Annotated in this window: 12 protein-coding genes and 3 pseudogenes; 6 read left to right on the top strand and 9 right to left on the bottom strand. The window is 47.0% G+C overall.

Annotated elements, in window-relative coordinates:
- Position 1: 1 nt before the first annotated feature.
- The gene (pvcA, locus tag OI69_RS12025; RefSeq protein WP_039350617.1) at positions 2-988 is read right to left on the bottom strand and encodes an L-tyrosine isonitrile synthase; all 987 of its coding nucleotides are present in this window, start codon (positions 986-988) and stop codon (positions 2-4) included.
- Between the two features lie 382 nt (positions 989-1,370).
- Positions 1,371-1,877, bottom strand: a pseudogene (locus OI69_RS20350) (integrase); the annotation flags it as partial.
- A 475-nt stretch (positions 1,878-2,352) separates the two neighbouring features.
- Here OI69_RS20350 and OI69_RS12015 point away from each other — a divergent pair.
- Together OI69_RS12015 and OI69_RS12010 are read left to right on the top strand one after the other, a co-directional pair.
- Complete coding sequence (locus tag OI69_RS12015; RefSeq protein WP_039350615.1) at positions 2,353-3,060, top strand: hypothetical protein; 708 nt, start codon at positions 2,353-2,355, stop codon at positions 3,058-3,060.
- A 9-nt stretch (positions 3,061-3,069) separates the two neighbouring features.
- A complete protein-coding gene (locus tag OI69_RS12010; RefSeq protein WP_039350613.1) occupies positions 3,070-3,483 on the top strand; it encodes a hypothetical protein in 414 nt (137 codons plus the stop codon).
- Here the strand turns inward: OI69_RS12010 and OI69_RS12005 are convergent.
- Both OI69_RS12005 and OI69_RS12000 read right to left on the bottom strand, forming a co-directional pair.
- The gene (locus OI69_RS12005; protein ID WP_039350609.1) at positions 3,480-3,959 is read right to left on the bottom strand and encodes an Hcp family type VI secretion system effector; all 480 of its coding nucleotides are present in this window, start codon (positions 3,957-3,959) and stop codon (positions 3,480-3,482) included. The genes OI69_RS12010 and OI69_RS12005 overlap by 4 nt on opposite strands.
- Positions 3,960-4,159: 200 nt before the next feature.
- Positions 4,160-4,354, bottom strand: a complete 195-nt coding sequence (locus tag OI69_RS12000; RefSeq protein ID WP_039350607.1) for a hypothetical protein — start codon at positions 4,352-4,354, stop codon at positions 4,160-4,162.
- Between the two features lie 162 nt (positions 4,355-4,516).
- Between OI69_RS12000 and OI69_RS19845 the strand changes: the two are divergent.
- A pseudogene (locus OI69_RS19845) lies at positions 4,517-5,661 on the top strand (IS3 family transposase).
- A 30-nt stretch (positions 5,662-5,691) separates the two neighbouring features.
- On the opposite strand, the pseudogene OI69_RS11980 reads toward OI69_RS19845, so the two are convergent.
- Positions 5,692-6,519 (bottom strand): annotated as a pseudogene (locus OI69_RS11980) (integrase); the annotation flags it as partial.
- Between the two features lie 146 nt (positions 6,520-6,665).
- Between OI69_RS11980 and mutS the strand changes: the two are divergent.
- Positions 6,666-9,230 (top strand): DNA mismatch repair protein MutS, encoded by a 2,565-nt coding sequence (gene mutS, locus OI69_RS11975; RefSeq protein WP_039350606.1) that lies wholly within the window; start codon positions 6,666-6,668, stop codon positions 9,228-9,230.
- A 64-nt stretch (positions 9,231-9,294) separates the two neighbouring features.
- On the opposite strand, the gene nlpE is transcribed toward mutS, so the two are convergent.
- The gene (gene nlpE, locus OI69_RS11970) at positions 9,295-9,984 is read right to left on the bottom strand and encodes an envelope stress response activation lipoprotein NlpE (protein WP_080752640.1); all 690 of its coding nucleotides are present in this window, start codon (positions 9,982-9,984) and stop codon (positions 9,295-9,297) included.
- 68 nt (positions 9,985-10,052) lie between these two features.
- Positions 10,053-10,607, bottom strand: a complete 555-nt coding sequence (locus OI69_RS11965) for a YaeQ family protein (protein WP_039350601.1) — start codon at positions 10,605-10,607, stop codon at positions 10,053-10,055.
- Between the two features lie 239 nt (positions 10,608-10,846).
- On the opposite strand from OI69_RS11965, the gene OI69_RS11960 reads away from it, so the two are divergent.
- Positions 10,847-11,047, top strand: a complete 201-nt coding sequence (locus OI69_RS11960) for a YaeP family protein (protein ID WP_039350600.1) — start codon at positions 10,847-10,849, stop codon at positions 11,045-11,047.
- Positions 11,034-11,294: a Rho-binding antiterminator gene (rof, locus tag OI69_RS11955; RefSeq protein WP_039350598.1), complete on the top strand. Its 261-nt coding sequence runs from the start codon at positions 11,034-11,036 to the stop codon at positions 11,292-11,294. The genes OI69_RS11960 and rof overlap by 14 nt, the downstream gene beginning before the upstream one ends.
- Before the next feature lie 73 nt (positions 11,295-11,367).
- On the opposite strand, the gene tilS is transcribed toward rof, so the two are convergent.
- Entirely contained in the window at positions 11,368-12,720 is a 1,353-nt protein-coding gene (gene tilS, locus OI69_RS11950) for a tRNA lysidine(34) synthetase TilS (protein ID WP_039350596.1), read from the bottom strand.
- Positions 12,710-13,099, bottom strand: coding sequence for a VOC family protein (locus OI69_RS11945; protein ID WP_039350594.1), 390 nt, complete (start codon positions 13,097-13,099; stop codon positions 12,710-12,712). Before OI69_RS11945 ends, tilS begins: the two co-directional genes overlap by 11 nt.
- Between the last annotated feature and the right edge of the window lie 100 nt (positions 13,100-13,199).

The following is a 13,199-nucleotide window of genomic DNA, read 5'->3' as shown; positions in this document are numbered from 1 at the left end:
ATTAATGTCTCGCTGAACGAGAAGAATATGCTGATGCCATATCAGGCTGTTTAATTAAGTAATGGCTAGGTGTACCGCGGATCTCCACAATTTCACCGTCCAACTGCTGTGCATCGGTATTTTTCATAAGCACAAATTGCCCGTTAACATTAGCAGCAACACCATGCCAAGGTGTCAACCAGTCATCTTTGGTGGGCATCATATGAATACCTATCTTCAGGCTGTCCGAAGGTTGAGGATGAATAGACAAACGGATCGCGTCTGGGAAATTTTCGGCAAGCAAATTGCCCCACGCCCAACTGCGTTGAATAACGCCACACGCACGTTTTTTGGCATCTTTCTGTAAGGCCGCATGAGAGCCGGTATAGTCGGGCCGCAGACTATCTTCATAGAGAAAACGAGTGATCGAACGATAAAGCTGCAAGCCTTCCTCACTCTGCATTAGCTGCGCCTTGATCTCCTCTTCTGATTCAGCGTAATCCTTAACCAACTGCTGGCGGAGATGATCATAGTCAGTAGTAAGTGCGGCCATATTCTCAACATCCTTAAGATTAAAGACGCTAAGATGAATGGCACCTAGCTCATTCAATAAGTTTTCTATTTCATCTTGATAGGTGTTAATTGTTTCGTCACTTGTCCCAATCAGATCGCCAAATACATGTCCATCCGAACAAATACGGATATGTGCACCCGGTGGATAATAAAGCTGAATACGCTGGCATAACGAATTCAGAAATATCAGAGACAAACGCTCTGCCATATCCGGCATTCTCCCCAATACCTTATAAGGGCTGGGAGATTTAACCGGAAATGCAGGTAGAATGAGTTCAATGCGACGATTTTTTTCAACAAAAGCACGAATTCTCGGTAATTGTACCTGAGTCACCTGTGACTCTTCTTCACTCACTGATTTCGACGAATGGATGAATTTACGCCGATACTGCATTAACTCATTTAATATTACCGATGAAACTAATTCACTATTCATTATATCTAAAATAACCTCATTAACTTACATGAAATAAAAATTAACGCTATACCGCGGTGGAAAGACAATAAAACAAAACCCTTAAACAAGCACAAAAAAAATACTGAAAGACATATTCAGTATTTTTATTTACATTGCTAATAATTGAATTTAAATATAATGAAATCCGCTCTCCATACCGTCACCCGGAATAAACAGCCAGGTAACAGATAACTCAATCAATGCAAAAACAACTTGATACATGTCAGAAAATAATAATTATTTAAATAACTTCAAACTAAATAGTTTCACCCCTGTAATTATATAGGAATTATAATAATCACCAGAAAAATTACGCCCATCAGGACGATGCGGCGTACATGGTACTTTTTTCCCTTATGGCTATCCGCAGGCTTTCCCCGCTCTTCAAACGATTCTCCGTTGTATTCAGGTTATTGAGTTTAGTTCTGCCAAGCAGGTGATTACGGTATTGAGCGAACACTTCACTAATAGTCAGTTCGGCAACATTGATTTCTTTTCTGATAGCATTCGGGCTGCGCTTCGTTTGTTTCATCGTCTGAGCAAAGTTGCGAGCCGTTTCGCGTGCCTGATCGATAGTGGCAAAATCAGATACATTTCCAATCGTGGCTCTGCTAACGTCCTGTGGTGCTTTTCCTCCAGTTGCTGTTCGTTGACCGGAATCCACACGGCGCTGGATGATGTAGGTTTTTTTTGTGCCACTGATTTTTACCCCAAAACCTGCGGGTTAATCACGGTAATTATCGGTGATAAGATAGGGCTTTCGTGCTGGGTTAGGAACATAGATGATACGCCCTTCGGGATCGAAGGCAGGCTTCACATCAATCGATAACTTATTGATTATAATAGGCGGGTTGAGTGTCATTTTTATCGATGCAATCTTAATGTATAACCAGCCAGACTGGATGTGTACCGCATCTTATATAGTATACAAATTTATGGGTTTAGGTGAGTTTTTGACGGTTTTATAAGCGGTCACCTGAGCTAACAGATAGAGTAAAAACTGAGTAAAATCAATATGAATGAAGCCACAGAGAAGGACTTCACCGCCTATACACCGATGATGCAGCAGTATTGATTTTTATATATTAATCATTGATAAATATATAATAAATTTTTAATTATCGATTTTTAGTATACCAATGAAATACATTTTCGATTTTAACCTCACCAAAGTAAACCCATGAATATATAACTCCCACGATAATTATAATCAAAATAACTATTTAAGATCATACACATTGCACGATAACCGCTATTGACTCATTGACTAAAAAATGCAGAAATTACCCCCCCATAAGGAAAAAGGATTTATGGGGGTCGTAGCGAACACATAGGAGATAGTTATGGATGATTTATTAGATAAAAATGGATATCTGGATTTTGAGGATTCTGGTCGGATTTACGACTTCAATTCTCCATTGGACATAAATGAGTTTTTCTCAATTAAACCAGAAGAACTACTTCCTCCTGGAACCTCGCCAATTATTGATGAGGAAACTGGCTTATGTATCGGTTACATAGGTCAATCCAGAGGTGGAGTCTATAATATTTATGATATAAATGGAAAGTTTGTCACACTGCATGAAATTCCACTTGAATCACCTATCTTCGATCCTCTGGACATAATTCTATTTGGATTTATTGTAGGGAAATCATTAAAGGGTGCCAGCAATTTATTTAAAATAACAACAAGAAATGGAATTGTAAAAAACCTTTCGATCAGATTAAGCGAAAATATTATATCTTCATTGAGAGGCCGACTAAAGATAGGACTTTCACCGAGAAGTATAAAATTTACATCAGCAACAGCGACACATATGAGGGAGCCAGAACGGTATGTTCCTGTTTACATTCTGGAAAAAGCAATACGTTTTGGGAAACGAGGTAAAGACTTAAAAGGAAAATCAGACAGGGTTTTAAAAAGGTACGAAATAAAAATGACCCGTTCAAGATTCGATAAAAAAAACAATAAATATGAAAATAAAGACTATACTTTAGAAGTGGTCGTCGATGAAAGAAACTGGACAATAACCCATTACATGTATAAATAAGGTGGTTTTATGGTTAATATACGAGATGTAGATACTGAAATTAACATATATCCCATTGAGAAGATAAAAAATGAGGATATGCAGGATACCGCTTATGATGCTTGGTTAAAAATGTATATCGAACTTACAACCAAGGGGATTAAGTTTAATGCAGAATGGGGATGCTATATCTCTGATTTAAAAGAGTTGCATAACAAGCTAACTGAAATAAAAAACAATGGATCCCCTGCGGATTATTTGTTCTCACCCAATGAAAATATGGTTTCATTAAATTTTGAGAAAAATGACTCTGAAACATATTGTGTAGAGTATACTTTACACACGGATATTCGTTCTGATACTTATGTTCGTGGGATATCATACATAGATATCCCGACAATGGAAAGTTTAATTATTGGAGTAAAAAATCTTATTGATTATTAATATATGCGTTCTTCCCATAAACTATAACCAGATGTCCCCGTAGCATGGTTAGTCCATGTAATATCTTTATAGTAGAAAAGCACCATCTCATGTGGTTGCTTATCTGCATGAGTAAGAGAATGAGGATAATCAATTGAAATGTTAGCTATGGATGCATCGTTAAGCTTTATAGTGTAGTATTTTTTCAATACTCCTTCAGGAGTTCCTCTGTAAATATCAAAGACACATTTTAAAATTTCATTATCTGATACAGACATCCCTAATAAGGGAGAGGATTTGTCAATTAGTTTTATTATTTCAACAGGATTATGTTTAACATGTTGATCGCGTGTAATGGTATGTCGTAATGCCAGAGTAAATATTTCATCTTCATGACCGCTTTGATACCTATTCCCGATTGAATCAAATGTAGAGCAACCTGAAGATATCAATCCTTGTTTTTCGCCTGTAAGGGTTAGATATATAATGTTAGCCATCGATTATTCCTTATCGTTAAAATCTATCCAAGAAAATTTCATATTTATCACATCGCATTTCATCATACCATAATTGCTTTTATAATAACTACACTGATAATCATTGAACCAATATTAAATTTTCGGCTTTTTAGTTCATTCTCCAGACCGGAATGATTTCAGTAAATCAATAAGCAAAACGAGTATCAATCAGCCAAACATTAGCCCTTCGGCTCAATCCCCTGATTTCTCAATTCCTCACGGGCAAGCTCTTTGAACCAGTTCCCAAGGCTAACACCCTTTTTTGCAACAACTTCATCTAGCTGTTCGCGTAACTCAGGTGAAATCCGGATCTGAAAAGTCGGTGATTTACCTGTTGATGAAGATTTCTTCGTATCACGTTTTATCGTTGACATGTACGTACCTTTTTAACTATGCTGGATTTTATAGGTACGTACAATATCACAAAAGCACATTACACTCATCACCCGTTTCACCCCTGAAAGGTAGTGCAATGATCTTACCCGCCAATAGTGGACACGCGACTAAGTGAGTAAACTCTCTACCAGAGGTGACTCATGACGAAATCCGTATCAACCAGTAAAAAACCACGTAAGCAACATACGCCTGAATTTCGCAGCGAAGCCCTGAAGCTTGCAGAGCGTATCGGTGTTGCTGCCCGTGAACTCAGTCTGTACGAATCCCAGCTCTATAACTGGCGTAGCAAGCAGCAGAGCAAGACAATTTCCTCTGAGCGAGAGAGTGAACAGGCAGCAGAGATTGCCCGCCTCAAGCGCTAACTGGCGGAGAGGGATGAAGAGTTGGCCATTCTCCAAAAGGCCGCGACATACTTTGCAAAGCGCCTGAAATGAAGTATGTCTTTATCGAACAACATCGGGCTGAGTTCAGTATCAAAGCCATGTGTCGGGTGTTTCAGGTTGCCCGCAGCGGTTGGTATGTTTGGCGGTCTCGCCGTCATCAGGTCAACTCGCGTCAGCGGTTCCGGCTTGTCTGCGATGATGCCGTCAGCAAGGCATTCAATCACGCCAAACAGTGGTACGGTGCCCCACGACTGGCTGATGAGCTACCGGACTATAACGTGAAAACCATTGCTGCCAGTCTACGCCGTCAGGGGCTGCGGGCAAAAGCCGCGCGAAAGTTCAGTCCGGTCAGCTGCCGGGAGCACGGCCTGCCAGTGTCTGAAAATCTGCTGAAGCGAGACTTTATCGCCAGCGGCCCGAATCAAAAATGGGCAGGAGATATCAATTAATTACGTACAGATGAAGGCTGGCTGTATCTGGCGGTGGTGATTGACCTGTGGTCGCGTGCTGTTGTCGGCTGGTCGATGTCATCGAGAATGACGGCTGCGCTGGCCTGTAATGCCCTGCACATGGCGCTCTGGCGACGAAAACGGCCTCAAAACGTGGTTGTTCACACCGATCGCGGTGGCCAGTACTGTTCAGCAGATTATCAGTCCATGCTGAAAAGCCATAATCTGCGAGGGAGTATGAGCGCGAAGGGATGTTGTTACGACAATGCCTGTGCGGAAAGCTTTTTCCACTCCCTGAAAGTGGAATGTATCCACGGAGAGTCCTTTGCCAGCCGTGAAATAATGCGAACGGCGGTGTTTAATTATATCGAGTGTGATTACAATCGTTGGCGTCGCCACAGTGCATGCGGCGGTCTCAGCCCGGAACAGTTTGAAAACCAGAACCTCGCTTAGGGCTGTGTCCACATTACGTGGGTAGGATCAGTGTAATGCCGTCAGAAAGCGTCCCAGCGTATCTTTGGGTGATAACGGGTTTCTCACCCCTTTTGCCCGATAACTGTCTTCCAGTTCTGTGCGAGTGCGGTATTTTTTCTGCACTTTCAGGATAGTAAAGGGATTATAGGTCAGAGACGGTTGACGTTGTTGTGTCTGGGCATTAATCGCTTCGATTTCGATGGCATGTTGGACAGAAACATTCGCCCAGCGAAAAGTTTGTTCAGCGGCTGTTCTGGCTCTTGACGCAATCTCATCAAACTTACGCAAAATCTCATTACCCGACAGGTCTTTTACCCGCAGGTTTTCCCATTCTTTCAAACGGTTTTCGGCTTTGTTCGGCACATTAAGCGTATTGGGTTTGGCAGGTTTGGTTCTGCCAAGCAGGTGATTACGGTATTGGGCGAACACTTCACTCATCGTCAGTTCGGCAACGTTGATTTCTTTTCTGATAGCATTCGGGCTGCGCTTCGTTTGTTTCATCGTCTGAGCAAAGTTGCGAGCCGTTTCGCGTGCCTGATCGATAGTGGCAAAATCAGATACATTTCCAATCGTGGCTCTGATAACGTCCTGTGGTGCTTTTCCTCCGGTTGCTGTTCGTTGACCGGAATCCACACGGCGCTGGATGATATAGTTTTTTTTTGTGCCGCTGATTTTTACCCCAAAACCTGCGGGTTAATCACGGTAATTATCGGTGATAAGATAGGGCTTTCGTGCTGGGTTAGGAACATAGATGACACGCCCTTCGGGATCGAAGGCAGGCTTCACATCAATCGATAACTTATTGATTATAATAGGCGGATTGAGTGTCATTTTTATCGATGCAATCTTAATGTATAACCAGCCAGACTGGATGTGTAACGCATCTTATTAGTATACAAATTTATGGGTTTAGGTGAGTTTTTGACGGTTTTACACGCGGTCACCTGAGCTAACAGATAGAGTAAAAACTGAGTAAAATCAATATGAATGAAGCCACAGAGAAGGACTTCACCGCCCATACGCCGATGATGCAACAGTACTTTAGGCTAAAGGCTGAACATCCAGAAATTCTGCTGTTTTACCGCATGGGCGATTTTTACGAACTGTTCTATGACGATGCCAAGCGGGCTTCTCAATTACTGGATATTTCGCTGACAAAGCGCGGCGCTTCCGCTGGGGAACCAATACCGATGGCGGGCGTTCCTCATCATGCCGTGGAGAACTACCTTGCCAGACTGGTGCAAATGGGCGAATCCGTTGCTATCTGTGAGCAAATCGGCGATCCCGCCACCAGCAAAGGGCCTGTAGAGCGTAAAGTGGTACGCATCGTCACGCCGGGAACCATCAGCGACGAAGCACTATTGCAGGAGAAACAGGATAACCTGCTCGCCGCGCTCTGGCAGGACAGCCGGGGATTCGGTTATGCCACCTTAGATATCAGTTCTGGACGCTTTCGCGTGAGCGAGCCTGCCGATAGGGAAACCATGGCGGCCGAATTGCAGCGTACCAACCCGGCAGAATTGCTTTATCCTGAATCCTTTGAGTCTATGGATTTGATCGAAAATCGTCATGGGCTGCGTCGTCGCCCACTGTGGGAATTTGAACCCGATACCGCACGTCAGCAGCTCAACCTGCAATTCGGCACCCGCGATCTGACCGGTTTCGGTGTAGAGCAGGCACAGCTCGCGCTGCGAGCCGCCGGATGTTTGCTGCAATACGCAAAAGACACGCAGCGCACGTCGCTGCCGCACATTCGCGGAATAACGATGGAGCGCCAGCAGGACGGTATCATCATGGATGCGGCTACCCGCCGTAACCTTGAACTGACGCAGAATCTATCCGGTGGTGTGGAAAATACGTTGGCTGCGGTGCTGGACTGTACCGTGACGGCAATGGGCAGCCGCATGCTGAAGCGCTGGATACACATGCCCAGCCGCGATACAGATACACTCAGGCAGCGTCAGCAGGCTATCAGCGCATTGCGGGACATTGCTCCCGATCTACAACCCTCTCTGCGACAAGTCGGCGATTTAGAACGTATTCTGGCACGGCTTGCGTTGCGCACGGCGCGCCCGCGCGATCTGGCACGTATGCGCCATGCTTTCCAGCAATTTCCCGCTATTCGTGAACAGCTTGCACCGCTGGAAACGGATTCAGTCCGTCGTCTGGTCAGCTTGGTTGGACAATTTGATGAATTGCGCGATTTACTGGAGCGCGCCATGGTCGAAGCACCACCCGTGCTGGTACGTGATGGTGGCGTGATTGCACCGGGCTACCATGCAGAGCTGGATGAATGGCGCGCGCTGGCTGACGGTGCCAGCGATTATTTGGACCGTCTGGAAATTCGCGAACGTGAAAAGCTGGGGCTGGATACGCTGAAAGTCGGCTTCAATGGCGTACACGGCTATTACATTCAGGTTAGCCGGGGTCAAAGCCATCTGGTGCCGATTCACTATGTACGCCGCCAGACGCTGAAAAATGCCGAACGCTATATCATCCCTGAGTTGAAAGAGTACGAAGACAAAGTTCTGACCTCGAAAGGCAAGGCGCTGGCGCTGGAAAAGGCACTCTATGATGAACTTTTCGACCTGCTGCTGCCTCATTTGGCGGAGCTTCAGCAAAGTGCAGCCGCGTTAGCCGAACTGGATGTCCTGACGAATCTGGCCGAGCGTGCCGATACGCTGAATTACGTCTGCCCGACGCTGAGCGATAAACCCGGTATCAAAATCACCGGCGGTCGTCACCCTGTCGTCGAACAGGTGCTGCGTGAGCCGTTTATCTCTAACCCGCTGGCGCTGTCGCCACAGCGTCGCATGCTGATTATCACCGGCCCCAACATGGGCGGTAAAAGTACTTATATGCGTCAGGCTGCACTGATTGTGCTGATGGCGCACATCGGCTGCTTTGTGCCTGCGGATCAGGCGGTTATTGGCCCGATTGATCGCATTTTCACCCGAGTGGGTGCAGCAGACGATTTAGCGTCTGGCCGCTCCACCTTCATGGTGGAAATGACGGAAACGGCAAATATTTTGCATAACGCTACAGAAAACAGTCTGGTATTGATGGACGAAATCGGGCGCGGCACCTCAACCTATGATGGCCTGTCGCTGGCGTGGGCCTGCGCCGAAAATCTGGCAAACCGCATCAAAGCGATGACGCTATTCGCCACACACTACTTTGAACTCACCACGCTGCCAGAAAAAATGGAAGGTGTGGTGAATGTCCATTTAGATGCGCGCGAACACGGCGATACCATCGCCTTTATGCACAGCGTACAGGATGGTGCCGCCAGCAAGAGTTACGGGCTTGCCGTCGCCGCTTTGGCTGGCGTACCGAAAGACGTGATTAAGCGCGCACGCCAGAAATTGAAAGAACTGGAAACGCTATCGAATAATGCGTCATCCAGCCATATCGACGGCGCGCAGTTGGCGCTACTGAGCAATGATGAACCGTCACCGGCCATTGAAGCGCTGGAAGCCATCGATCCTGATACGCTCACACCGCGTCAGGCACTGGACTGGTTGTATCAACTAAAGAAAATGCTTTAGCTTGTAGCGGATGCAAAAAAGGCACTGGGAATCAGTGCCTTTCATTTAATTCGACATTATGCAACTACGAATCACAGTCAAGCCCTCTGGTCATCAAAGCATTATTACGGCTATCAGAGACCACTGCGGTAACCCTCTCCCCTTCTTCCATTGACGGAACAAGAGCAAAATGGGCAGGGAGAAGAAGTAACACCGCTTCACCAGCGGTACTTCTCACACGAAAATATTGCCTTTCCAGCTCGGCACCGCCCTCCATTACGAAGGTTTTCCCTGTGGCGCAGTCAGAAAAAGTGGCCACATCCGCCATATAGCGGTACATCCCCTTCATCAACATTGGCGTTTCTGGCAAAGGCTGTTCAGTGGCGGTCAGTTGATGAGGAAGAGAGGTATTGATTGGCCCCCCTTGCTCATCCAACAACTCAAGACCTTTATCAATCGGACGGAAGTAATGTTTTTCTCCTGAGCGTTCCGTCAGCACCAGTTTATCCGCCGTACGACGCCATTGACCATAGTAGGAAAAAACGGTCTCTCCAGGTTGCGTCGTCTTATACTGCTTATGCAGAATGAACGTCCCATCTTTTTCTAAAAACAGTGACGCATCAATGCCTTCACAATCCGCACAGGGTAGAATGCCACGATAGCTTTGCGCCATAGGTTTCAGCGGTTCTTCCTGAACTTGTGAGCGGGTATGACACCCAATCAACCCTACAATCCCTGCCATCAACAGCACACCGATAGCCAGTTTTTTCATCATGCTTTTCCTGCTGTCTCTGCCCTGTTTTTATCGTTCTTACTCAGCGCCAGAACGTGTCCAGTCTGTTATCATCTATGAGTTTGAGGCATCTTCCACTCAGAAAACGCCATTTCCAGACTATTCTTATCGTCAGATAACCAGATCGTGCCTTCCTGTATCGTCGCCTGCAATACCATCGTGCGTTGAGCCAGGCCGGCAAGTTGCGTCAGTTGATTGTCATCCAAAAAACGAATAGCCAGATTCTTGTACCCAGAAACCTTATCTGATATCGCATTCCACCATACCTGCGCCGCCCGATCGCTGTAGGCATACAGCACCACTGAACGGGACTGGTTACAGGCTTTCTTAAGCCGTTTTTCATCCGGCAGGCCTAACTCAATCCACAGTTCCAGCTCCATCGTATCGTTACGCAGCCAGATTTCCGGCTCGTCATCGGCACTGAGTCCTTTGGTGAAGCGCAGATTTTCATCGGCATGACAGATCCACGCTAAAAGTCGCAGCATCATGCGCTGTTCCGTTTCAGAGGGATGTTGTGCGATGGTCAGGTTCGCGTCGTGAAAAAAATTCCGATCCATGTCGGCAATATTGATTGCTGCTTTGTAAACCGTTGCTTTTAATGCCATCAGTAACCTCGTTGTTATTCCTTTTAGTTTACTTGAGTTAGCGCCATCCTCACAGTAAAGGTGATATCTGCCACGTAACCGATAGATTAGGCCTCTAACGACTGCTGATATCCTGCTAGTGCCTATGCTATAGTCGGTTTGATCAATAGAGTTTATCTTCGTAGGCTTACAACATCGCGCACCGCAACCGGTGATGATGCATGAATATCTACCAAGCTAAGCTTTTAAGGGAGGATATAGTGCAAGAATACTGTGAATTAGTACGTCGCTTATACGCAGAGATCGCCAGTGGCGATCTGGGCTATATACCCGATTCGCTGGGTTGTGTTTTGAAAACCCTGGATGGCATTGCCGCGAACGATGCAGTGCCATCCTCCGTCAGGGAACAGGCCGCTTTTGCCGCCGCTAACTTATTGGTGAGTGATTATGTCAATGAGTAATGAATATCAACCCATCAACTGTGATGATTACGACAGCCTGGAAGCCACCTGTCAGCAGAATCTGACGCTGACGCTGGAACTGCGCAATGGTGAAGTGATAACCGGTAAAGCCAGTGACATGATCTCACGCAAGCAGGTCGAATATCTGGTGATTGAAGCCTCCGGTGCAACGCGAGAACTGCGCCTCGACCATATTGTGAGTTTCAGTCACCCTGAGATAGGTAAAGTCGTCGTCAGCGAATCCTGACTGGCTTCGGTTTTTATCTAGCGGCAAACTCTGAACAATGCCGCCAAAACGGACAATGCAAGTTGTCCGTTTTTTATTTCGGCCTGATTCCTCCGTTTTCCCAACTAATGTGCCACACTGGCTCGCTTTCTTTCACTTGCCCTTCCCGCGTAACAAATCGTCCCACGGCCGCAATCAATTGTTCATTGTAGAACACCAGCGGCGTACGGTCGCGCCACCAGGGCGGAACGCCTAGCTCCTGCCAGAGTTTCTTGATGTGTCGCCCGTGTGCTCTGCCGATAATATGCACCATTCCGCGAGTCGAAAAGCGAATACTCACCGCTTCACCGTTTTCCGGTGCGCGAACTGCCATACCACTTTCTGCCAGCCATAGGGTTCCCAGATTGTCAGGAAGCGATAACGGGCACGACGTCGGTTGCCACGGCAGAATGCACTCTTTTAGCGACGTCATCAGCGGCAACAAATAGAGGTGCTCACGAAAACGACGGATCTGCATCTGATTCAATTGCAATACCGGTTCCGCATCTTGACGGCTCATCGCAACCTCATCCCAGAGTCGTTGTAGCTGCTCGCGCGCGGGCATCATCGCTCCTTGCTGCGCCAGCCAGCGTCGCAGTAGCGCAAAACGACGTACCGAACTGAGCGGCGTCAGGCCGTCAATACTCAACGCGCCATCCGGCTGGCATAGTGCCTGCAATGATTCCTCTAACAACTCATCCAGCAATTTTTCCTGTTCAGCACAAAGTTGGGCGCTACGTGCCACGGCAGAGGGGAAATGCGGCCAGCGCTGCGTCAAACGCGGTAAAATCTGGCGGCGTAGAAAATTACGGTCGAAACGCTCGTCCTGATTGCTGTCGTCCTCAATCCAGTGAAGCTGGTGTCGTTGCGCATACGCTTCCAACTGGAGGCGAGAAAACCCTAATAACGGGCGCACAAGCCGATTGTGGCCCAACATACTTTGCGCCGCCATCGCAGACAATCCGGCAGGCCCGCTGCCACGTTTAAGCGCCAGTAAGAAGGTTTCGCTCTGGTCATCAAGATGCTGCGCCGTCAGCAAGGTTTCCCCTTCTTGCAGATGCGCGTGCAACGCCTGATAACGTGCGGTTCTGGCGGCGGCTTCAATTCCCCCGTGCTGCGATTCAACCGTTACCGTGAGCGCGGCAAACGGCACCTGCCAGCGTTCACACTGTTGACGACAGTGTTCAGCCCAGCTATCCGCCAGCGGGTTTAAGCCGTGATGGATGTAAGCCGCGCGAATAGTCAGCCCGGCACGCTGACGCACCGCCACCAGCAGATGCAGTAACACGCTGGAATCCAGGCCGCCGCTGTAGGCCAGCAAGATCGAGCCGCATCCAGCCGTTTGCGTTACGATCGTCTGGAGCAATCCATCATCAGTTTCGGTGCAGTCCACGATATCAGATCTCATACAGTTCTAAGGGCAGGTCGTCAGGATCGGAGAAGAAAGTAAAACGCTGCTGCGTTTCAGGATCGATCCGCACAGGTTCACAGACAACGCCAGCCTGTTCCAGCGAAGCGATGGCCTGCTCTACATCGGATACGGCAAAAGCCAGATGACGCAGACCGCAGGCCTCTGGGCGGCTGACACGCATGGGTGGCTGAGGGAAAGAAAATAGCTCAATCGTATAACGCCCATTCAGTGAGAGATCCCCTTTCCACGACTGCCGTGCTTCACGGTAGACCTCATTGTCTAAGGTAAACCCCAGAACATCACAATAAAACGCCTTGCTGCGCTCATAGTCAGAGGCAATTATTGCAATGTGATGGATATCGAGCAGTTTCAGCATTATTTATACCCTCATAGCAAAAAATCCGCTGTCATTCCTGACAACGGATTTTCAGAGTACGCCAGAATCGCCTGATTAAGAATACAGCAATCAGGCAATG

The sequence above is a fragment of the Pectobacterium fontis genome (assembly GCF_000803215.1).
In the GTDB taxonomy this organism is placed as follows: Bacteria; Pseudomonadota; Gammaproteobacteria; order Enterobacterales; family Enterobacteriaceae; genus Pectobacterium; species Pectobacterium fontis.
The sequence above is the reverse complement of the archived record's forward strand: the minus strand, read 5'-3'. Positions and strand labels throughout refer to the sequence as shown.